Here is a 19,214-nt window from a genome sequence, read left to right on the forward strand (position 1 = left end):
ACCCGGCAGCGACGGGGTCCGTTACTCCTCGTCGATCTCGTCGACGATCTCGTCGGCGTCGACGTCGACGTCCTCGAGCGCCTCCTCGATGTCGACATCGCCGGCGCCGGCGCCGCCCATGCCGCCCATCATGCCGCCGAGGCCACCCATGCCGCCGCCCTCGATGACCTCCTCGATCACGACGCGGTCGAGGTCGAGGCGGTCCATGAGGTCCTGCGCGATCTGCTGTTTCTGGAACATCCACTGCTGGTTCATCTGCATCGCCTGCGTCGCGGTGACGTAGAGGATGTCCTTCTCGACCTCCTCAGTCTCGACGGTCTCCTCGCCGTCCTCGTCCTCCGTGACGGTCTCCTCCTCCTCGGTCTCCGTCTCGATGCGGACCTCGGGCGCCTCCTGAAGGTACATCCCGAGCATGCCGGCGGCCTGCTCCTCGCGGTCGTCGATGGCTTCGAGGATCTCGTACTCGTACTCGAGGTCCTCGCCGGCGAGCGGGTGGTTAAAGTCGACGCGTGCGCGGCCGCCGATGATCGTCTCGAGGTGGCCCTGCTGATTGTCGATCTGGACCTGCGCGCCGGGGTAGCGGCTGTCCTCGGGGATCTTGTCGGCCTTGACGGTCTCGACCTCGTCGGGATCGTACTCGCCGAAGGCGTCGTCGGCCGGGACGTCGACCGTTCCCTCGTCGCCGACGGCGCCGCCGATGAACGCCTCCTCGACGGAGGGGAACACGTGGCCGGCACCGAGCGCGATGATCCGGGGCTCGAAGTCGTACTCGTCGACGTCGATCTCGGCGTCCTCGGCCGTCTCCTTGTCGGTCGTGTCGATGACGCGGTCGTCGTCGGCCGTTCGGATCGTGTACGCGACGCGGACGAAGTCGCCGTCTTCGAGTCCGTCAGCGTCAGTCTCGGTCTCGGTCTCCTCGGCCTCGGCGGCCGCGTCCGCTTGCTCCTGATCGCTCATACCTGAAGGTCACCTGTTACACCCTTAAGAAGCACGGTTCGGCCCGAAGCCCGCCGACGAGCGGGCGACAGCGGCGATTCGGCGGCCGGCGCGCCGGCCTACGGGTCGCGGCGGTTCGTCGCGGAGCACGGCGGCGTCCCGCGCTCCTTATGAGCGGTCCGACCGCAGTGCCGGGCATGTACGAGGTCGAGATCAAGGTACCGGCGGACCTGGACGCAACGCGAGAGCGCCTCCGCGAGGTCGGGGCCGAGCACGTCGCCGCCAAGCGACAGCGCGACACGTACTACGACGCGCCGCACCGCGAGTTCGCCGAAACGGACGAGGCGCTCCGGATCCGGCGCGAGATGCCGCTGTCGGACGGCGAGGGGTCGGCGTCCTCCGCCGACGACCCGGCGGCGACGATCACGTATAAGGGACCCCTCCTCGACGAGGCCTCGAAGACCCGCGCCGAACACGAGACGGGCGTCGACGACGGAGAGGCGCTCGCGGCGGCCCTCTCCGGGCTCGGCTTCGAGCCGGCCGCGACGGTGGAGAAGCGGCGCGAGTTCTGGGCGTACGACGGGTTCACCGTGACGCTCGACGCCGTCACCGGGCTCGACGAGTACGTCGAGATCGAACGCGCCGTCGAGTCCGAAAGCGAGGTCGACGCGGCGCGCGAGGCAGCGATCGAGGCGCTCGACCGGCTCGGCCTCGACGCCGACGACCAAGTTCGCACCTCCTACCTCGGGCTGCTGCTCGCCGGCGAGGACGACTGAGGCAGTCAGCCGTCCCCGTCCCCCGTCGGCCGCTTCTCGGAGAGGACCGTCCGCTCGAACTCGCAGACTAAGACGTCGTCGTCGCCGTTGACGATCTTGAACGCTTCCACGCGCATGGTGACGACGCCGCGCTCGCCGTCGCTCGTCTCGCGCTTGTCGGTGACCGTCGAGCGGGCGCGGATCGTGTCGCCGTGGAACACCGGGTTCGGGTGTTCGACGCCGTCGTACGAGAGGTTCGCGACGATGGTGCCGTCGGTCGTCTCCGGGATCGACATCCCGACCGCGAGCGACATCGTGTACAGTCCGTTCACCAGTCGCTCGCCGAACTCCGTTTCCGCGGCGAAGTCGGCGTCGAGGTGGAGCGGCTGCTGGTTCATCGTCATGTCGCAGAAGCGCTGGTTGTCGGCCTCGCTTATCGTCCGCCGCGTCGCGTGGTCGATCGTCTCGCCGACTTCGAACTCCTCGTAGTACAGTCCGGGCATGGGCCCCCGCTCGACCGGCGGCGTGAAATCGGTACCGCTCTCGGGGCGGCCGTCGGGTTTTATTTGCCCGCCCGCGCACCCCCGCACATGCCACGCCGAAGCTTGCTGTTCTCGCCCGGCGACAGCCCCGAACTCATGCGGAAGGCGCCGGGAACCGGCGCCGACGTGATCTGTTTCGACCTCGAGGACGCCGTCGCGCCCGGCCGGAAGGACGAGGCGAGGGCGGCGGTCCGCGAGGTGCTCGCGGACCCCGCCTTCGACCCGGACGCGGAGGTCTGCGTCCGGCTCACCGCCGAGTCGCCCGCGGCCGACCTCGACGGGGTGATCGGTACCGACAGAGGGGGGGGCGGCGACGCGGTCACCCTCGACGCGGTGATGCTCCCGAAGGTCGAGGGCGCGGGTCGGGTCGAGCGCGTCGCCGAACTGTGCGCCGAGCGGGGCCGCGATCCCGCGGTGTTCGCGCTCGTCGAGACGGCGGCGGGCGTCCTCGCGGCGGAGGCGATCGCGGCGGCGGAGGCGACCGACGCGGTCGCGTTCGGCGCCGAAGACCTCGCCGCGGACGTGGGCGCGACCCGGACCGACGAGGGGACGGAGGTGCTGTACGCCCGCGAACACGTCGTCCTCGCCGCGAGCGCGGCCGGCGTCGACGCGCTCGACACGGTCTACACGGACTTCTCGGACGAGTCGGGGCTCCGGGAGGACGCCGCGTTCGCGCGCCGGCTCGGCTACGACGGGAAGCTGGCGATCCACCCGGCGCAGGTAGGCCCGATCACCGAGGCGTTCACCCCGGACCCGGACGACGTCGAGTGGGCCGCGGCGGTCCTCGACGCCCGCGACGAGGCGGAGGGGGAGGGACGCGCCGTCTTCCAGGTGGACGGCGAGATGATCGACGCGCCGCTGATCGCGCAGGCGGAGCGGATCCTCGACCGCGCGCCCGACGGGACCCGCTGAGTCGGATCGGTGGCCCGGCCGGCGTTCGGGTCGCGACCCGCCCGGCTGTCGCTGTGGACGGGGTCGACCCGCATCGCTCGATCGGCGTCGATGCGCGTCGTTCGGACGGTGTCGGCACGCACAATTTCCGTACCGGTCGCCACAGTTAACCACCGCCCACCGAGACTGATCGTATGACTACGGAGGCGAATCCGTTCGAGAGCCTGCGGGAGCAGGTAGACGACGCCGCGGCGGTCGTCGACGCCGACTCGGGCGTCATCGAGCGCCTGAAGAACCCGGAACGGGTGTTGGAGACGAACCTGACGTTCGAGCGCGACGACGGCTCGCTGGAGACGGTGCGCGCGTACCGCGCGCAGTTCAACGGCGACCGGGGGCCGTACAAGGGCGGGATCCGCTATCACCCGGGCGTCACCCGCGACGAGGTGAAGGCGCTGTCGGGCTGGATGGCGTACAAGTGCGCCGTCGTCGACGTCCCGTACGGCGGCGGCAAGGGCGGCATCGCGATCGATCCGGCGGACTACTCCGAGTCCGAGCTGGAGCGACTCACGCGGGCGTTCGCGACGGAACTCCGGCCGCTGATCGGCGAGGACCGCGACATCCCCGCGCCGGATGTCAACACCGGCCAGCGGGAGATGAACTGGATCAAAGACACCTACGAGACCCTCGAAAACACCACCGCCCCCGGCGTCATCACGGGGAAGGCGCTCGACTCCGGCGGCAGCGAGGGTCGCGTCGAGGCGACCGGTCGCTCCGTCGCGCTGTCGGCCCGCGAGGCGTTCGACTGGCTCGGCCGCGACGTCGCGGACGCGACCGTCGCGGTTCAGGGGTACGGCAACGCCGGGTCGATCGCGGCGGCGCTGCTCGACGACCTCGGCGCCGACGTGGTCGCGGGCTCCGACTCCGCCGGCGGGATCCGCGACCCGGAAGGGCTCGACCCCCGCGACGTGAAGGCGCACAAGGCCGAGACCGGGTCGGTGACGGGCTACCCCGGCGCCGACGGCCTCACGAACGACGAGCTGCTCACGCTCGACGTCGACTGCCTCGTCCCGGCCGCGCTGGAGAACGCGGTCGACGCCGAGCTCGCGGCGGACGTCGGCGCCGACCTGATCGTCGAGGCGGCGAACGGTCCGCTCACGCCCGACGCCGACGACGTGCTCGCCGACCGCGACGTCAACGTCGTCCCCGACATCCTCGCGAACGCGGGAGGCGTCACCGTATCGTACTTCGAGTGGGTCCAGAACCGACAGCGGTTCAGTTGGACCGAGGCGCGCGTCAACGAGGAACTGGAACGCGTGATCACGGAGGCCTTCGACACGCTGGTCGACACCTACGAGTCGAACGACGTCCGCAACCTCCGCACCGCGGCGTACGTCGTCGGTATCGGTCGGATCGTGGACGCATACGATCAGGCCGGAAACTGGCCGTAACGGGACTCTTTCGCCGTTTCAAAGGGCGCTCTACTACAGCGTCGCGTCGCGGACTTCGATGTGACCGCGGTCACCCTCCCAGACCGTGTCGTACGTCAGGTCGATGCGGCGGTCCATGTGCGGGCCGTCGACGACGTACGTCTCGAACTCGCCGCCCTCGCCGAGCGGGTGGACGCCGTACTCCTCGCGGAGCGCGAGCAGGTCGTCGAGCGCGTCCGCGTCGTACCGTCGTCCGAGCCATGATTCGTCGAGCCCGTACGCCGCCACTTGGATGATCCGGATCTCGAAGCCGGCGTCGAACATCGCCTCCGCGAGTTCGACCGGGTCCCGCTGCCACAGCGGGGCGAACAGGTCGATCCCAAGCCGGTCGCACATCCCCCGAATCCGGTCCGTCTGGAACTCGCTCTCGACGGCGCCGGCCGTGACGCCGGCGAGGTCGAGGTCGTCCGCGGCGGCGATCTCTCGGAGCGCCGCCTCCATCGGCTCCAGCTCCGCGTCGCCCTGCGTGCCGGCGTCGTCGACGTCTGCGGCACCGAAGTCGTCCGGCGACACCTCGACGAGGTCGACGCCGACGCTCTCGGCCGCGAGTTCGGCGAGCTCGGTCGCCGGCGTGTGGTACATGTACGAGTCGCCGGCGGGGTGGACGGTCAGCAGCCGCGAGACGTCGAGCCCTTCCTCCAGCGCGCGGTACAGGGCCCACGAGGAGTCCTTGCCGCCGGAGAAGAGGCTCACCCAGTTGCTCATGACCGGGGGAGGGAGTCGCGCGGATAAAGAGTCGGCGGTCGGACGGCGAGGGAGCCGCGAATCGCACGCCGCACGCGGGACCGGCCGCGGCGAACGCGCCGCCTCAGTCGGAGATGAACTCGTTGTCGCGCCAGTTGACGCCGCCGTCGCCCTCGCCGGCGCCCTGCGGGCTCTCGACGACCTCGATGCTGGCGGGGCGGGGTTCACCTTCGACGATCCGGGTCGCCTCCAGTTCGCCGTCCTCCTCCGTGATCGCGGTGAGCGTCCCCTTCTCGGAGAGCGTCGCGATCTTGCGGAGCACGCGGAACATTGGGTACTGGAGCGCGGAGTTCTGGAGGACGGTCTCGCGGTCGCCCTTGAAGCAGGCGAACTCGACGAGCTCGGAGGGGATCTCCTCCTCCTCGTCGTCCATCCACTGGGGACCGCCGGCGCGGGGCGGCTCCTCCTCCCAGACGCGGGTCTCCGTGACCGACGCCTTCAGCTGCGCCGTGGGCGTGTACTTGCTGATCGACTCGTCGTCGGACAGGGCCTTGATGATGAGTGTGTTGTTTCGACGCGTGATGTCGATGTCGTCGATCTCCTCCGGCAGATCGGGGTCTTCGTCGAAGTACGTCTCTACGTCTTCGAGTGGCAGTTCGAGCGTCGAATGGAGTCGGAACACGCGGCCTGTCATTGTTTGTGGAATGCGGTGGGGTCGAACCGGTGGTCACGGCGGCGGCGGCAACGGCCGCACCTACCGTAGCTACGCACCGTAGGTTTATATGGACTGCCCTTCGAGGTGTCAGGATCCGCGTGTACGTCGCGCCCGGACCGGAGGATCAACGGCGGGGGCGACGGCTCACTCGGCGCCCAGTTCCGCGGCGAGCTCGCCGCGCTCGTCGAGTTCGCCGAGCACGTCGCTGCCGCCGACGAACTCGCCGTCGACGAACGTCTGCGGAATCGTCTCCCACCCGCTGTGAGACTCCAGCGCCTCGCGGTACTGCGGCAGCGCGGGCAGCACGTCGACCGTCTCGAACTCCTCGACGTGCTGGGAGATCAGCTCGACGGCGCGCTGGGAGTAGCCACACTGGGGCATCAGACGGTTCCCCTTCATGAAGAGTACCACGTCGTTATCGGCGAGGACCGTCTCGACTCGCTGTTCGATCTCTTCGGCGTCGGCGTCGGCTTCGGGACTGAACGTCATACGGCTCGATACGCGACGCCGAGGCAAATGGGTTCCGCACGGGCGGGCGACGTGACGGGCCGACCGCCGACCGGCTCGGCGCTTACTCCTCGCGGTCGACGCGCACCACGTCGACGAGCGAGTAGACCGGAACGCCGTCGATGTCGTCGTACCCCATCTTGTCGACGAGGACGACGCACGCGACCGGCTCGCCGCCCTGCTCGCGGATCGCGTCGATCGACTCCCGCATCGTCGTCCCGGAGGTGATGATGTCGTCGACGACGTAGCAGTCGCGGTTCCGGATCGCGGCGAAGTTCCGCGAGAAGCCGCCGCCGTGCTCGTCGATGTCGCCCTCATCCCACTGGTGTTTCGCGGGGGCGTACGTACCGAGGTCGGTGTCGAGCCGGTCGGCGACCGCGGTCGCGAGCGGCGCGCCCGCCTTCTCGATGCCGACGGTCAGGTCGACCGCCTCGCCCTGTTTGGCCAGCAGGTCCGCCATCGCGCTCGCCGCGAAGCCGAGGCGGGTCGAGTCGCGCCCGAGCGCCGACCAGTCGACGTGGATGTCGGCCGACGCCGCCGCGTCCGCGGCCGCCTCGTCCGTCTCGGCGCCGCCGCCGCGCTCGACCAGCCAGCTCGCCGTCTCGCGGGAGACGTTCAGTTCGTCCGCGATCTCTCCCTTCGAGAGCCCCCGCTCCGCGAGCTCGGCAGCGCTGTCGATGAGGTCGTCAACGTTCTTCATACGCGGCAAATTCGACCGCCGTTTTAATAGTCGTGTCGTCATCCGCGAACGCGGCCTCGAAGTCGTCGAGCCCGTGGACGCCGGTCACGAGATCATCGAGGAACCCGTCGGAGAGTCGCGAGAGCGACTCGACGGCCGACTCGAAGTGCCCGTACCCGGAGTTGACGCTGCCGACGAGCGCCTTGTTGTGGAGGACGAACTCCCGGTGGAGCCGGCCGCCGTCGATTTCGAACTCCCAGTCCCCCGGGACGCCGAGGAGCGCGCCGACGCCGTTGGGCGCGAGCGCCTCGATCGTCTCGAAGGCGTGGGGCGCGTAGCCGGTCGCCTCGAAGACGAGGTCCATCGGTTCGTACACCTCTGGCACCTCCGGGATCGCGGTGTCGTTGGAGTTCACGTACGTCGCTCCGAGCGACTCGATGATCTCGATCGTCGGGTCGGGGCGCTCGCGCCGTCCGAGACAGTAGATCCGGTCGAACGACTCGTCGAGGGTCGCCACGGTCAGCAGGCCGAGCGACCCGTTCCCCAGCACGAGCGCCGACTCGGGCTCCCAGTGGAACGCCGACCGGCTGGCGTACGCGTGCTCGATCGCCTTCTCCGCGATCGAGACCGGTTCGACGAGGAAGCCCCACTCGGCGAGCGCCGGGGGGATCTCGACGAGAAACTCGGCCGGGCTGGTGAAGTACTCCGCCATGAACCCGTGCGCCCCGACGATGCCCCGCTCGTGGTACTCGCCGTCCGGCGCCATGTCGGGCTCGCCGCGCGCGAAGTACTCGTTGGCGCCGTTCGGCGGGCGGCGGACCGTCGGGACGACGACATCGCCGACCTCGAACGGCGTGTCGTTCGGCTCCTCGATCACGCCGACGGCCTCGTGACCCAACACGAGGTGGTCCTCGCCCGCGGGCGCCCCGCCGTGCCCGCCGGCGATGACCTCGTGGTCGGTCCCGTCGACGCCGACCCGGAGCGTCCGAACCAGCGCCTCGCCGGGCGCGGGCTCCGGTCGCGGTCTCTCTGTCACGACCGGTTCGTCGGCTCCCTCGTAGACGGCAATCGCGTCCATACCACGACCCAAGCGGTCGGCCCTCAAAAGATTTCTTTTATTTCGAGTAAACACGTGTGGGGGCTCCACCGTGGAGTTTTCACCCGGTCGGCCGTACTCGCTGGCGTGTGTACACTGACTCTGGCGTGGCGGACGTTCGGCGACGCCCCCGTCGCGCTCGCCGCCACCCGCGACGAGGCGCACGACCGCCCGAGCGAACCGCCGGCACTCCGAGAGGGCGACGGCGATAGCGGGCAGGGTGACGGCGGAGACGACGGCGAGGGGTTCGACGGCGGCGGCCGGTACGTGGCCCCGCGCGACGCCGAGGCCGGCGGTACGTGGATCGGCCTCTCCGAGGACGGTCTCGTCGTCGCCGTCACGAACCGCTGGCTCGACGCCGACCGCGAGGGCGACCGCTCCCGCGGGCTGCTCGTGCGCGACTGCCTGACGGCCGCCTCCGCGGAGGACGCGGTGCGGACCGTCGAGCGCGAACTCGACGAGCGCGCGTACGACGGCTTCAACCTCGTCCTCGCCGACGATCGCGCGGCGTTCCTCTTGGCGTACGACGGCGGCCTCGCCGTGACCCGGCTCGACCCGGGCGTCCACGTGATCGGCAACGTCGGCGGCGTGGTCAACGGGACGGAGCGGTTCGCGGTCCCCGAGCGACGCCGGGAGTTCGGCGAGGAGCGGGCCGACAGCACGAGGCGGATCGCGGCCGCGCTCGCCCCGGAGCCGGGGGAGTCGGGAGCGTCGTGGCTCGACCGCGCGAGCGCCGTCCTCGCGGACCACGAGTACGGCGCCTGCCTCCACGGCGACGGGTTCGGAACGCGCTCGTTCACCCGGATCCGGACCGGCGGCGACCCCGCCGTCGCGTACGCCGACGGACCGCCCTGCGAGACGCCGGCCGAGGCGGTGCCGCTCCCGGCCGACTTCGCGACGGGCCGGGCGTAGCGGGGCGGAGCGGAGCGTACCCCGCCCGCCGTGCGACTCGGTACCGAGACGGGCGGGACGTTTTTACCTCGGAGACGGACGTAGCGGTCATGCGGCTCCTCGTCTTCGGCGACCTCCACCTGAAGCCCGCGGCCGACGACTACGACCTCGCCGCGGTGTCGCCGCCGGCGGGCGTCGACGCCGCGCTCGTCCTCGGCGACCTCACGCACCGCGCGGGCGACGACGATGCCGAGCTGGCCCGCCGGTTCATCGGGCGACTCGCGTCGGACGTGCCGGTCGTCTACGTCCCGGGGAACCACGACCCAGCGCCGATGCCGGGGGAAGTGGTCGACACCGCTCTCGGGGCCACCGCGGAGCACCTGAGCGCGCGGACGCTCGGGAACCTCACCGTGGTCGGGTGGGGCTGCGAGCGCCGGTCGCTCGCTCCGTCGCTCCCGCAGACCGACTTCGACGCGCTCGACCCGCGGACGGCCCCTCGCGAGGACCGGAGACACGCCGCCGACCGTCTCGCGGACGACCTGCTCGACGCGTGTCACCGCGTCGTCAGCGGAGCGGCGTCGACCGAGGAGGTCGCCGCGTCGCTGGGCATCGCGGACGAGGAGGCGGTCGCGTTCCACCGCGGAATGGCCGAAATCGAGACGACGTACGAGCGGCTTTCGGACCGCCTGCGGCGCCGTTCCGACGTGCTACTCGCGACGCACGTGCCGCCGTTCGGTACGTCCTTCGATCGCCACCACGCGGTCGGTACGCGCGAGACGGACCGCGAGCACCTCCACACCGGGTCGATTGCGCTCGCCCTCGCGGTCCGAGACCACGACGTGTTCGCCGCGTTCAGCGGTCACTCGCACGCGTTCGGGTACGACCCCGGTGACGGCGACGGCGGTCGACCGCACCTGCTCAACCTCGGTTTCCGCGGCGTCGGCGTCGTGACTGTCGGCCCGGCGCGGGGAGAGTTCGCGTTCACGCGCTGGTGAGGCGGCGCTCGCGCGGGCTCGGGGCGGGCCGAGCGGAAGGCCAGTTTTAACCGATTCGGGAGGCGTGAGAGAGTATGAGCGCGTCTGAAATCGAGTCCGACCTGTCGGCGGACGAGCGCGCCGGTCTCGAACTCATCCGCGAGACCGGCGGCATCCACCAGAGCGACTTCTGGAAGGAACTCGATGTCTCGTCGCGGAAGGGGAGCCGCATCGCCGATGCGCTAGAGGAGTCGGGCCTGATCCAGCGGGAGGACACCGTCTACAACGGCCACAACACCTACTACCTGGAGCCCGCCCCGCGCGACCTCGACTTCTCGCTGCTTATGGCCGACGACATGCTCTCGCCGTTCATCGGCGAGGAGGAGGTCGACGCGCAGGCGGACGCCTTCTCGCAGTGGATGATGAACCTCGCGTACGAGGAGTACTGAGGCCGGCGGCGAGCGACTCTGCGCCGCCCCGCTTCGAATACGGTCCTGCCAGTTTCATCGACGTTCGCAGCCCACCGCCGCCCCGAGGGTTTTACTCGATCGGATCCGGATCGATCCCGTATGAACAGGGCCCTCCCGCTCGCACTCGGCGTCGGCGTCGTCCCCGCGCTCGGCGTGTACGCGCTGGTCTCGTCGGTCCCGACCGCGCTCGGAACCGCCGCCGTCTACGTCGGCGCGGCGTACTTCTACTTCGCGTTCGACATCTCGCTGCTCGCCGCCGCACCGCGGTTCGACGACCGCAGCGACAGGCTCGGGTACGGCGTCGGCCTCTTCGGACTGAGCGTCACCCCGATCCTGTTCGCGCAGTCCGCCGGCGGCGGCGACGCGACGGTGTTCGGATTCGTGATCGCGTTCTTCGGCGCGGTCGCCTTCCTCACCCTCAGCGAACAGGCGCGCCGCCGTCGCGGCGGCGGAGAATGAGACCGCGGCGGCGCTTGGCTGCGGTCAGAGGAACAGGACTCCGAACAGTGCGATCCCGACCGCCAGCGTCAGGATCAGCACGCTGCGGCCGATCCCGGACTTGATCTCGACGTCGCTGCCGACGCGTCGGACGGCCGCCTGCGGGTCGGTGACCGTCCGGACGGTCGCCGTCGTGAGCCCGACGACGGCGCGGTCGACGGCGGCGTAAAGCTCCGTGACGCCGACCACGAGCCCGCGGGTGCCGTAGAACACGGCGGGGTTGTACAGCGAGTCGACGTCCGGGACCCGCCCCAGCTTCGAGAGCGGCTTCTTGGTGAGCGCGAAGCCGATCAGGCCGAGGACGGCGAGGGCGACGCCTTCGATCAGGTGGTCGACGGTGTACGTCTTGTACACCTTCTTGACGACGGCCTCGCTCGTCACGTCGAACGGGAGGATCCCGAACAGTCCCACGTCGGCCGGGACGACCGCCGCGAGCGGCGAGGTGGGAACGAGGACGCCGTAAGCGACGCAGAGCACCGCCACCGCGCCCATCGCGACGCTCTGCCCCCGGTTGGCGTCCCGCACGTCGCCGTCGTAGCTCCCGTGGAAGAACGCGTAGTAGCCGAACTTGATGAACGACATGAACGTCCCGATCCCGCCGAGCAGGAGCAGCCATTCGAGCGTATGGAAGTCGCCGATCGGGAGCGGGCCCTTCGGGAAGGTGTAGTGGCTCCCGGAGATGATGATCCCCTTGCTGACGAAGCCGTTGAACCCGGGGAACCCCGCGATCGACAGCGCGGCGATCGTGAACGCGCCGGCGGTGACCGGCATGTCGCGGGCCAGCCCGCCCAGCTTCTTCAGGCTCTCCTCGCCGGTCCGGTAGACGACGACGCCGGCCGTCATGAAGAGCAGCCCCTTGTAGAGGATGTGGTTGAACACGTGGGCGAACGCGCCGGCCTGCGACAGGGCCGACCCGATGCCGACGCCGGCGATCATGTAGCCGACCTGCGACTGGATGTGGTACGAGAGCAGCCGCCGCATGTCGTTCTGGAACAGCGCGAACGTCGCCCCGAACACGGCCATCCCGCCGCCCATGTAGGCGATCGCGACGTGCCCGTCGGGGAACGCCCGGTACATCCCGTAGACGCCCGTCTTGGTCGTGAACACGCAGAGGAAGACGCTGGCGGCGATGTGCGGGCGCGGATACGTGTCGGGGAGCCACGCGTGGAGGCCGATGAACCCGACGTTGACGCCGATGCCGACGGCGGCGAGCGCGGCCGGGAGCCCTGCCACGATCCCCGCCGTCTCGGGGCCGCCCGGCACCGTGGCGAACAGGAAGGTCCCCTTCGCGACGTAGTTACCGAGTATCGCCGCCATCAGCAGCGTCCCGCCGAGGCCGTGGAGCAGCGCGTACCGGAAGCCGGCCCGGACCGCCTCGCCGCGGTAGTGCCAGACGAGCAGCGTGCTGGTGACGGCCATCAGCTCCCAGAAGAACAGCAGCGTGAGCCAGTCGCCGGCGAACACCGCGCCGAAGCTCGTCGCGACGTAGGAGAACGCGAACGCGGTCTGAATGCTCTCGGCCTCGCTCGCGTACGAGTAGAGGACGGCGACGACGCCGATGATCCCGAATATCAGCCCCATGAGCCGCGAGAACTCGTCGACGTTGAGCAGGACGGCGTCGAAGCCGAGGAACGTGGCCTGGAGGTGCGCGCCCGCCGGGACGGTCCACGCCCAAGCCACCGCGACCCCGGACGCGGCGACGCCCAGCGCGTGCCCGACGCGGCGGGGCGTGAGGGCGATCAGCGCGGCGATGACGAGGAGGACCGGACCGGGCGGGAGGGCGGTGAGCGCGGCGGTCATCAGCCCATCACCCCCGGGAGCGAACCGACGACGGTCTCGATTATCCGGAGGAACACCGCCGTCCGCGGGACGACGCCGAGCAGGACCGAGAGGCTCGCGGCCGTCAGGATCGGCCCGAGCATGAACCACGTGCTCTCGGCGCCGCGCCAGCCACGAACGTCCCACCCGCCCGCCGGCGGGCCGCCGTGGTGGTCGTCGTGACCCTCGTGCGTCGCCGCCTCGTGGTCATCGCCGTGCGCTGCGGTCTCGCCAGCGCTCGCGTGCGTCGCGGCCTCGTGGCCGCCGTCGGCGCGGGGGCTCCCGCGGCCGCCGAGCGCCGCGGTCACGAGCGGCTTCTTGTCGTGCCCGTCCGGTGACTCGAAGTACGCCTGGTACACGATCGGCCAGAAGTACGCGATGTTGAGGACGCCGGACACCAGCAGCGCGCCGGCAAACACGAGGCCGCCGCCCTCCAGGGCGCCGATGACGATGTACCACTTGCTGACGAACCCGGCTATCAGCGGGATGCCGGCCATCCCCGCGGCTGCGACGGCGAACGCCGCCATCGTCAGCGGCATCCGGTCGCCGATGCCGGCCATGTCGCTGATGTCGTCCGTGTGGGTCTCGACGTGGATTGCGCCCGCACAGAAGAAGAGGGTGAGCTTCATGAACGCGTGCGCCGGGATGTGGAGCAGCCCGCCGACGAGCGCCTCGCCCTCCAGCAGCGCGAGCCCGAGGACGATGTACGACAGCTGGCTGATCGTCGAGTACGCCAGCCGCCGCTTGAGGTTGTCCTGCCGCAGTGCGATGACGCTCGCGGTCAGGAGCGTGATCGCGGCGACGACCGCGAGCGGCGCCGCCACGCCCAGCTCCGCCATCGTCTCCGTGCCGAACACGTCAAGCACGACGCGGGCGATGCCGAAGATGCCGCTCTTGACGACCGCGACCGCGTGGAGCAGCCCCGAGACCGGCGTCGGCGCGACCATCGCGTCGGGGAGCCACGAGTGGACCGGCATCAGCGCCGCCTTGACGCCGAACCCGCCGGCGAGGAGGCCGAACGCCACGCGCGCCAGCGTCGGGTCCGCGCCGGCGAGCGCCTCGATCCCGCCCGGCGTGAACGCCGTGGTGCCCGTCAGCACGTAGACGAGCGCGGTCCCGCCGAGCACGGCCACGCCGCCGCCGAAGGTGTACGTGAGGTACTTCCGGCCGGCCGCGCGGGCCTCGTCGGTCTCGTCGTGCGTGACCAGCGGGTACGTCGACACCGTCAGCAGCTCGTAGAAGACGAACAGCGTGACGAGGTTCGCCCCGAACGCGACCCCGACGGCCGAGGCGAGGCTCGCGGCGAACGAGGCGAAGTAGCGGGTCTGCGCGTGTTCGCTCAGTCCGCGCATGTACCCGATGGAGTAGAAGCTCGTGACGATCCACAGGAGGCTCGCGAGCAGCGCGAACAGGATCCCGAGGGGGTCCGCGCGGAGCACGAGCGAGATACCGTCGCCCAGCTCGCCGATCCGCGTGACGTAGGTGGTCCCCGAGAGGACGCCGGGGACCATGCTGGCGACGAGGGCGAACTTCGTCGCGGCGACGGTGAGGGTGACGCCCTCACGGACGTTCGGCCGCGATCGGAGCGAGAGGATGACGGGGATGGCCACGGCCGACACGAGCACGGCGAACAACGGTCGAAGGGAGGTGACGTCGGTCATTGGAGCATCAGCTCGAACACGGTCATGTCGATCAACTGGTCTATCACCGGGACGGCGGCCGCGAGTCCCACGGCGAGGACGGCGGCGACGACGACGGTCACGATCATGGCCGTCGAGACGCGCTCACCCCCGTCGGCGGCGACCGCCTCCGGCGCGATGGTTGCCTCGGCGAAGTAGAGTCGCTCGGCGAGCCGCGCGAAGTACGCCAGCGTCAGCAGCGTGCTCGCCAAGAGGACGGCGACCACCGGCCAGGACCCGGCGTTCACCGCGCCGAGGACGATGTACCACTTCCCCATGAACCCGACGGCCGGCGGAACGCCGACCATCGCGAGCGCCAGCAGCGTGAAGGCGCCGGTGGCGGCCGGCGCGCGACCGGCGATCCCGGCGTACCCGCCGACCGTCGTCGCGCCGGTCTTCCGCTCGATGATCCCGGTCGCGGCGAAGAGGCCGCCCTTCATCACCGCGTGCCCGACGAGGTGGACGGTCGCGCCGACGACCGCCAGCGGCGTCGCGATCGCGAATCCGGCGATCACGAGGCCGAACTGCGACACCGACGAGTACGCCAGCATGCGCTGAACGTCGGACTGCGCGACGGCGAGGGCGCTCCCGGCGACGATGCTGACGCAGGCGACGGCGACCAGCGCCTGGCGCGCGATCGGAACCGCCTCGAGGAAGTCGACCGTGAACACGGAGAACAACACGCGCGCCAGGGCGTACGCGGAGACCGTGGAGACGAGCGCCGAGATGAACGCGCTCACGCTGTCCGGCGAGTCCGCGTACGCGTCGGGTTGCCAGGTGTGGATCGGGAACAGCGCGACCTTCACTAAGAGTCCGGCGACGATCAGGCCGAACGCGGTTAAGACGAGCGTCGAGTCGTATCCCGCGGCGGCGAGTTTGTCGCTGAGGTCCGCCATGTTCAGCGTGCCAGTGGCGGCGAGCGCGTAGCCGACGCCGAGCAGGTACAGCGACGCGCCGATGGTTCCGATGATGAGGTATTTCAGGGCCGCGACGGCGGACCGGGCTCCGGGGCCGCTCGCGACCAGCCCGTACGCCGCGAGCCCGGTGATCTCGAGGAAGACGTACAGGTTGAACACGTCGCCGGTCACGGTCATCCCGGACAGGCCGGCGACGAGGAGCAGGAACTGCGAGTAGAACGAGTTCTCGTGGGGGCCCGCGTGACGTGCGTACGCGAGTACGCCGAGCGAGACCGCGCTGATGAGGGCGACGAGTAGGATCGTCAGTCCGTCGGCGACGAGTTCGATCCCGTAGGGGGCGACGAACCCGCCGACCGCGTACCGAACGACCCCGTCGGTCCAGACGGTCCACGCGAGCGCGCCGGCGAGCACGGCGTGCCCGAGGGCCGTCGCCGTCGCGACCGCCCAGCCGACGCGGTCGTAGCGGAGACTGGCCAGCGGCGGGACCGCGGCGCCGAGGATCGGCAGGACGACCAACAGGACGATCAGGTGGTCAATCATGGTAGAGTTCCTCCAGGGTGTGCTCGTCGAGCGTGCCGTACTCGGAGTAGACGCGCACGACCAGTGCGAGCGCCACCGCGGTCAGGCTCACGCCGACGACGATGGCGGTCAGGATGAGCACGTGCGGCAGCGGGCTCACGTACGGGCCGGCGCCCTCGGTGACGACCGGGGGATTGCCGCCTGCGCGGTACGCGAGCGTGATGAAGAACAGGAAGATCCCGGTCTGGAACACGTTCATCCCGATCACCTTCTTCACGAGGTTCCTGGATTCGATCACGGTGTACAGCCCGATCCCGAGCAGCAGGACGACCGCGTAGTAGTTGTAGTGCGTCGTGAGTAAGTCGAGTGTCATGAGGAGTCCCCCTCGGCGACGCCGTCGAAGCCGGCCGCGAGCAGGAAGAATAGCCCGATCGCGACAGCGGCGACGATGGCGCCGATGCCGAGTTCGACGAGTTCGATTGCGTACTTGATCGCGTGGCCGAACAGCGCCTCGAACTCCGCGTACTGGAGGAACTGTCCGCCGAGCGCCATCGCGCCGAGACCGATCCCGACGAACGCGAACACGCCCCCGGAGGCCAGCGCGGAGACGACGCGGACGTCGAGCCACTGACGGGTCGAGTCGATGCCGTACGCGAAGGCGAGCATCATCACCACGGACCCGGCGATGACGCCGCCCTGGAACCCGCCGCCGGGCGAGTCGGCCCCGTGGAACATGATGAACAGCGCGAACGTGAGGATGAACGGGGCGACCAACCGGACGGTGGTCATGATGATCGTCGACTCGACGTACAGCCCGGGCCCCTCGTCGTCGCCCGCCGCCGGGTCCGCGTCGCCGGTGCTCATGCCACCACCTCGCGGCGCAGTACTGACAGCGTGACGACGACGGCGCTGAAGACGACCACGCCCTCGCCGAGCGTGTCGAAGCCGCGGTACGCGGCGAGGACGGCCGTCACGGCGTTTTTGACCTCGGTCTGGGCGTACGCGTTCTCGAGGTAGTACTGGGTCACCTCGCCGCCGACGACCGCCGAGTTCGGGTCGCCGATGGCTGGGAGCGCGGGGACCGTCGCGCCGACGAGCAGGACGAACCCGGCGACGAGCGCCGCCGTCTGCCACCCGATCGACTCGAACAGGCGGTCGACGTCCGGCGAGGCGGTGTTCGACAGCGCCAGCAGGAACAGCACGGTCATGATGCCGGCGCCGACGGCCGCCTCCGTGAGCCCGACGTCGGGCGCCTGAAGCACGAGCCAGAGCACCGAGACGCCGAGGCTGTACGCCGCGAACGCCATCACCGCCGCCAGCGTGTCCTTCAGCAGGGCCGCGCCGACTGCGCAGCCGAGGACGAACACCAGCAGCACGGCTTCGATCAGCGAGAGCGTCATGGCTCGTCACCCTCGTCGGCGGTCCACGGTTCGATTCCCTGGTCCTGCGCCGCGCGGGCGACGGCGTGTGCTGCCGTCGGGTTCGTGATGAACATGAACAACAGGAGGAAGACGGACTTCGCCGTCGAGAGCCCCGACTGGAGCGCGAGCGCGGCGGCGGCGATCGCGAGGATCGCCCCCAGCGTGTCGCTCTTCGAGGCGGCATGCGAACGGGTGTAGACGTCCGGCAGTCGGACGAGGCCGACTGCGGCGACGCCGCCGAAGAAGGCCCCGGCGAGCGCGAGGGCGACGATGCCCCACTCGGTCGGCGTCACAGCACACCCCCGCGCTCGACGTTGAACTTCGAGAACGCTATCGACAGGAGGAAGTTCAGCAGGGCGTACACGAGCGCCACGTCGAGGAACGTCGACTGCTGGAACGCCGCGGCCACGAGCGTGATGGCGATGACGGTGTTCGTCCCGGCGACGTTCACCGCGATGACGCGGTCGTGGGTCGTCGGCCCGTCGTACACCCGGTACAGCGCGACGACGGCGAAGAGGACGAAGGCCGCCGCGATGGCCAGCAGCGCGGTCTCGAACTCAACCATCTCGTCCCTCCCCGGCGTCGCCGCGTTCGCGCGGCGTCGGGATCCGGGCCGCCGCGCGGCCGTAGAAGACGAACCGAACCGCGCGCTCTAACCCGCCGTCGAAGAGGTCCGCGCGCGAGTCGGCGGTCAGCGAGTGGATGTCGAACGAGCGCTCGGAGACGTTGACGGTCAAGGTTCCGGGCGTGAGGGTGATGCTGTTCGCGAGCGTCGTCACCGCGCCGTCGCCCCAGACCGCGGCGCGGAGCTGAACGACCTCCGGGTCGATCGGCATGTCGGGGTGGAGGACGACGTACGCGACCTGGAGGTTCGCGACCGCGATCTCCTTGACCAGGTACGGAGCGTACACCAGCAGTCGGGCCAGCCGGCGGAGCGTCACCCCGAGCGGCGCGGAGCGGTTCGCCACGACCGGCGCGAGGACGAGGGAGACGATCGACGCCGTCACGAAGCCGGTGAAGAAGTCGAGCGGCTTCCAGGCGCTCAGCGACATGTAAAACAGGTACGAGACGACGAAGACGGAGAGGTACTTCGACAGCGACGCCGCGCGGGCGAGCACCGCCCCCTCGGTCGGTCGGTCGACCGGCGCCGTCTCGACCGGCACGTCGCCGCGGGCCAGCTCCACCGACATCGGCTGGAGCATCGACGCGGTGCCGCCGGGCTTGTACTCCGGGTCGACGACGATCCGGTCGATACCCGCCGCGGCCGCGTACTCGAGGAGCGCGTCGGCGTAGTCGCCCGGGCTGAACAGGTACCGGTCGGTTCCGACGGTGTCGGTGACGACGGTGAGCCACCCGGGGGCATCGGCCGCACCGGCGGGCGCTTCGCCGTCCGCGTCCGCCTCGGGCTCGCCCGCCGCGTCCGCCTCTCGGTCCTCCCGAGCGACGACCGTCCCCTCGGCCGTCTCCTCCTCGACCCAGAGGGCGACGCGTTCCAACTGTTCGCGGGCTGTGCCGAGCTCCGTCGGGGCGTCGGGACTGACGGCCTGCGTCCGAGCCGCGAGGACCAAGTGAATCTCGACCGGCGCCGGGGCCGTCTCGGTCGCCGAGTCGACGACGTACGAGACAGTGTCTCGGAGGCTGTCCGAGTCGCCGACGGGAACGAGTATTCGGCGGGCGTCTGTGTCTGACATGTGTGAACTGTCTCTCACGTCTTCGTGCGAAAAACGCGAGACTA

23 protein-coding genes are annotated in these 19,214 nt (G+C 70.2%); 7 read left to right on the top strand and 16 right to left on the bottom strand.

Features of this window, described 5'->3' with window-relative positions; all coding sequences use genetic code 11:
- Positions 1 to 21 precede the first annotated feature (21 nt).
- Positions 22 to 957, bottom strand: a complete 936-nt coding sequence (locus tag B9G49_RS02730) for a peptidylprolyl isomerase (RefSeq protein WP_049929994.1) — start codon at positions 955 to 957, stop codon at positions 22 to 24.
- Between the two features lie 176 nt (positions 958 to 1,133).
- On the opposite strand from B9G49_RS02730, the gene cyaB reads away from it, so the two are divergent.
- A complete protein-coding gene (cyaB, locus tag B9G49_RS02735) occupies positions 1,134 to 1,712 on the top strand; it encodes a class IV adenylate cyclase (RefSeq protein WP_049929995.1) in 579 nt (192 codons plus the stop codon).
- Positions 1,713 to 1,717: 5 nt separating this feature from the next.
- On the opposite strand, the gene B9G49_RS02740 is transcribed toward cyaB, so the two are convergent.
- On the bottom strand, positions 1,718 to 2,194 hold the full coding sequence (locus tag B9G49_RS02740) for a MaoC family dehydratase (RefSeq protein WP_086215341.1): 477 nt from the start codon (positions 2,192 to 2,194) through the stop codon (positions 1,718 to 1,720).
- Between the two features lie 87 nt (positions 2,195 to 2,281).
- Between B9G49_RS02740 and B9G49_RS02745 the strand changes: the two genes are divergently transcribed.
- Positions 2,282 to 3,145, top strand: a complete 864-nt coding sequence (locus tag B9G49_RS02745) for a CoA ester lyase (protein WP_086215342.1) — start codon at positions 2,282 to 2,284, stop codon at positions 3,143 to 3,145.
- A gap of 173 nt (positions 3,146 to 3,318) precedes the next feature.
- Positions 3,319 to 4,572 (top strand): Glu/Leu/Phe/Val dehydrogenase, encoded by a 1,254-nt coding sequence (locus B9G49_RS02750; RefSeq protein WP_086215343.1) that lies wholly within the window; start codon positions 3,319 to 3,321, stop codon positions 4,570 to 4,572.
- 33 nt (positions 4,573 to 4,605) lie between these two features.
- On the opposite strand, the gene B9G49_RS02755 is transcribed toward B9G49_RS02750, so the two are convergent.
- From B9G49_RS02755 to B9G49_RS02775, 5 genes are all read right to left on the bottom strand, one after another.
- Positions 4,606 to 5,316 (bottom strand): diphthine--ammonia ligase, encoded by a 711-nt coding sequence (locus B9G49_RS02755; RefSeq protein WP_086215344.1) that lies wholly within the window; start codon positions 5,314 to 5,316, stop codon positions 4,606 to 4,608.
- 103 nt (positions 5,317 to 5,419) lie between these two features.
- Positions 5,420 to 5,989 carry a hypothetical protein gene (locus B9G49_RS02760; RefSeq protein WP_049930001.1) on the bottom strand — a complete coding sequence of 190 codons (570 nt, stop codon included), beginning with the start codon at positions 5,987 to 5,989 and terminating at the stop codon, positions 5,420 to 5,422.
- 165 nt (positions 5,990 to 6,154) lie between these two features.
- Positions 6,155 to 6,499, bottom strand: coding sequence for a glutaredoxin (locus B9G49_RS02765; protein WP_049930003.1), 345 nt, complete (start codon positions 6,497 to 6,499; stop codon positions 6,155 to 6,157).
- Positions 6,500 to 6,581: 82 nt separating this feature from the next.
- A complete protein-coding gene (gene gfcR, locus B9G49_RS02770) occupies positions 6,582 to 7,217 on the bottom strand; it encodes a transcriptional regulator GfcR (protein ID WP_049930004.1) in 636 nt (211 codons plus the stop codon).
- Complete coding sequence (locus B9G49_RS02775) at positions 7,204 to 8,274, bottom strand: glucose 1-dehydrogenase (RefSeq protein WP_086215345.1); 1,071 nt, start codon at positions 8,272 to 8,274, stop codon at positions 7,204 to 7,206. Before B9G49_RS02775 ends, gfcR begins: the two co-directional genes overlap by 14 nt.
- A 105-nt stretch (positions 8,275 to 8,379) precedes the next feature.
- Here B9G49_RS02775 and B9G49_RS02780 point away from each other — a divergent pair, with 105 nt between their 5' ends.
- The 4 genes from B9G49_RS02780 to B9G49_RS02795 all read left to right on the top strand — a co-directional run bounded on the left by B9G49_RS02780 (position 8,380) and on the right by B9G49_RS02795 (position 11,086).
- Positions 8,380 to 9,204 carry an NRDE family protein gene (locus B9G49_RS02780; RefSeq protein WP_086215346.1) on the top strand — a complete coding sequence of 275 codons (825 nt, stop codon included), beginning with the start codon at positions 8,380 to 8,382 and terminating at the stop codon, positions 9,202 to 9,204.
- An 89-nt stretch (positions 9,205 to 9,293) separates the two neighbouring features.
- On the top strand, positions 9,294 to 10,178 hold the full coding sequence (locus B9G49_RS02785) for a metallophosphoesterase (RefSeq protein WP_086215347.1): 885 nt from the start codon (positions 9,294 to 9,296) through the stop codon (positions 10,176 to 10,178).
- Positions 10,179 to 10,252: 74 nt separating this feature from the next.
- Entirely contained in the window at positions 10,253 to 10,606 is a 354-nt protein-coding gene (locus B9G49_RS02790) for a MarR family transcriptional regulator (RefSeq protein ID WP_049930010.1), read from the top strand.
- A gap of 120 nt (positions 10,607 to 10,726) precedes the next feature.
- A complete protein-coding gene (locus B9G49_RS02795) occupies positions 10,727 to 11,086 on the top strand; it encodes a hypothetical protein (RefSeq protein WP_049930011.1) in 360 nt (119 codons plus the stop codon).
- A gap of 24 nt (positions 11,087 to 11,110) precedes the next feature.
- Here the strand turns inward: B9G49_RS02795 and B9G49_RS02800 are convergent, their stop codons facing one another.
- Genes B9G49_RS02800 through B9G49_RS02840 form a run of 9 tightly spaced genes read right to left on the bottom strand, consistent with a single transcriptional unit; the run spans position 11,111 to position 19,170 of the window.
- The gene (locus tag B9G49_RS02800; protein ID WP_086215348.1) at positions 11,111 to 12,925 is read right to left on the bottom strand and encodes a Na(+)/H(+) antiporter subunit D; all 1,815 of its coding nucleotides are present in this window, start codon (positions 12,923 to 12,925) and stop codon (positions 11,111 to 11,113) included.
- Positions 12,925 to 14,604 (bottom strand): cation:proton antiporter, encoded by a 1,680-nt coding sequence (locus tag B9G49_RS02805; protein WP_086215349.1) that lies wholly within the window; start codon positions 14,602 to 14,604, stop codon positions 12,925 to 12,927. Before B9G49_RS02805 ends, B9G49_RS02800 begins: the two co-directional genes overlap by 1 nt.
- A complete protein-coding gene (locus B9G49_RS02810) occupies positions 14,601 to 16,079 on the bottom strand; it encodes a monovalent cation/H+ antiporter subunit D family protein (RefSeq protein WP_086215350.1) in 1,479 nt (492 codons plus the stop codon). The genes B9G49_RS02805 and B9G49_RS02810 overlap by 4 nt, the downstream gene beginning before the upstream one ends.
- Positions 16,072 to 16,431, bottom strand: a complete 360-nt coding sequence (locus B9G49_RS02815) for a cation:proton antiporter subunit C (RefSeq protein WP_049930017.1) — start codon at positions 16,429 to 16,431, stop codon at positions 16,072 to 16,074. Before B9G49_RS02815 ends, B9G49_RS02810 begins: the two co-directional genes overlap by 8 nt.
- On the bottom strand, positions 16,428 to 16,922 hold the full coding sequence (locus B9G49_RS02820; RefSeq protein WP_049930018.1) for an MnhB domain-containing protein: 495 nt from the start codon (positions 16,920 to 16,922) through the stop codon (positions 16,428 to 16,430). Before B9G49_RS02820 ends, B9G49_RS02815 begins: the two co-directional genes overlap by 4 nt.
- On the bottom strand, positions 16,919 to 17,458 hold the full coding sequence (locus B9G49_RS02825; RefSeq protein WP_086215351.1) for a DUF4040 domain-containing protein: 540 nt from the start codon (positions 17,456 to 17,458) through the stop codon (positions 16,919 to 16,921). Before B9G49_RS02825 ends, B9G49_RS02820 begins: the two co-directional genes overlap by 4 nt.
- Positions 17,455 to 17,772: a monovalent cation/H(+) antiporter subunit G gene (gene mnhG / locus B9G49_RS02830; protein ID WP_049930022.1), complete on the bottom strand. Its 318-nt coding sequence runs from the start codon at positions 17,770 to 17,772 to the stop codon at positions 17,455 to 17,457. The genes B9G49_RS02825 and mnhG overlap by 4 nt, the downstream gene beginning before the upstream one ends.
- Complete coding sequence (locus tag B9G49_RS02835) at positions 17,769 to 18,044, bottom strand: cation:proton antiporter (protein ID WP_049930024.1); 276 nt, start codon at positions 18,042 to 18,044, stop codon at positions 17,769 to 17,771. Before B9G49_RS02835 ends, mnhG begins: the two co-directional genes overlap by 4 nt.
- Entirely contained in the window at positions 18,037 to 19,170 is a 1,134-nt protein-coding gene (locus B9G49_RS02840) for a monovalent cation/H+ antiporter subunit E (RefSeq protein WP_086215352.1), read from the bottom strand. Before B9G49_RS02840 ends, B9G49_RS02835 begins: the two co-directional genes overlap by 8 nt.
- Positions 19,171 to 19,214 lie beyond the last annotated feature (44 nt).

Origin of the sequence: Halorubrum sp. SD683 (assembly GCF_002135045.1) — an archaeon.
In the GTDB taxonomy this organism is placed as follows: domain Archaea; phylum Halobacteriota; class Halobacteria; order Halobacteriales; family Haloferacaceae; genus Halorubrum; species Halorubrum ezzemoulense.

What these genes read in the sequence shown, in the direction of transcription:
- B9G49_RS02835 (WP_049930024.1), bottom strand. Translation starts at nt 18,044, where the DNA reads ATGGTTGAGTTCGAGACCGCGCTGCTGGCCATCGCGGCGGCCTTCGTC.
- B9G49_RS02790 (WP_049930010.1), top strand. Translation starts at nt 10,253, where the DNA reads ATGAGCGCGTCTGAAATCGAGTCCGACCTGTCGGCGGACGAGCGCGCC.
- B9G49_RS02745 (WP_086215342.1), top strand. Translation starts at nt 2,282, where the DNA reads ATGCCACGCCGAAGCTTGCTGTTCTCGCCCGGCGACAGCCCCGAACTC.
- B9G49_RS02775 (WP_086215345.1), bottom strand. Translation starts at nt 8,274, where the DNA reads ATGGACGCGATTGCCGTCTACGAGGGAGCCGACGAACCGGTCGTGACA.
- B9G49_RS02805 (WP_086215349.1), bottom strand. Translation starts at nt 14,604, where the DNA reads ATGACCGACGTCACCTCCCTTCGACCGTTGTTCGCCGTGCTCGTGTCG.
- B9G49_RS02840 (WP_086215352.1), bottom strand. Translation starts at nt 19,170, where the DNA reads ATGTCAGACACAGACGCCCGCCGAATACTCGTTCCCGTCGGCGACTCG.
- B9G49_RS02750 (WP_086215343.1), top strand. Translation starts at nt 3,319, where the DNA reads ATGACTACGGAGGCGAATCCGTTCGAGAGCCTGCGGGAGCAGGTAGAC.
- B9G49_RS02810 (WP_086215350.1), bottom strand. Translation starts at nt 16,079, where the DNA reads ATGATTGACCACCTGATCGTCCTGTTGGTCGTCCTGCCGATCCTCGGC.
- B9G49_RS02800 (WP_086215348.1), bottom strand. Translation starts at nt 12,925, where the DNA reads ATGACCGCCGCGCTCACCGCCCTCCCGCCCGGTCCGGTCCTCCTCGTC.
- B9G49_RS02795 (WP_049930011.1), top strand. Translation starts at nt 10,727, where the DNA reads ATGAACAGGGCCCTCCCGCTCGCACTCGGCGTCGGCGTCGTCCCCGCG.
- B9G49_RS02740 (WP_086215341.1), bottom strand. Translation starts at nt 2,194, where the DNA reads ATGCCCGGACTGTACTACGAGGAGTTCGAAGTCGGCGAGACGATCGAC.
- B9G49_RS02765 (WP_049930003.1), bottom strand. Translation starts at nt 6,499, where the DNA reads ATGACGTTCAGTCCCGAAGCCGACGCCGACGCCGAAGAGATCGAACAG.
- gfcR (WP_049930004.1), bottom strand. Translation starts at nt 7,217, where the DNA reads ATGAAGAACGTTGACGACCTCATCGACAGCGCTGCCGAGCTCGCGGAG.
- B9G49_RS02785 (WP_086215347.1), top strand. Translation starts at nt 9,294, where the DNA reads ATGCGGCTCCTCGTCTTCGGCGACCTCCACCTGAAGCCCGCGGCCGAC.
- B9G49_RS02815 (WP_049930017.1), bottom strand. Translation starts at nt 16,431, where the DNA reads ATGACACTCGACTTACTCACGACGCACTACAACTACTACGCGGTCGTC.
- B9G49_RS02755 (WP_086215344.1), bottom strand. Translation starts at nt 5,316, where the DNA reads ATGAGCAACTGGGTGAGCCTCTTCTCCGGCGGCAAGGACTCCTCGTGG.
- B9G49_RS02820 (WP_049930018.1), bottom strand. Translation starts at nt 16,922, where the DNA reads ATGAGCACCGGCGACGCGGACCCGGCGGCGGGCGACGACGAGGGGCCC.
- cyaB (WP_049929995.1), top strand. Translation starts at nt 1,134, where the DNA reads ATGTACGAGGTCGAGATCAAGGTACCGGCGGACCTGGACGCAACGCGA.
- B9G49_RS02760 (WP_049930001.1), bottom strand. Translation starts at nt 5,989, where the DNA reads ATGACAGGCCGCGTGTTCCGACTCCATTCGACGCTCGAACTGCCACTC.
- B9G49_RS02825 (WP_086215351.1), bottom strand. Translation starts at nt 17,458, where the DNA reads ATGACGCTCTCGCTGATCGAAGCCGTGCTGCTGGTGTTCGTCCTCGGC.
- B9G49_RS02730 (WP_049929994.1), bottom strand. Translation starts at nt 957, where the DNA reads ATGAGCGATCAGGAGCAAGCGGACGCGGCCGCCGAGGCCGAGGAGACC.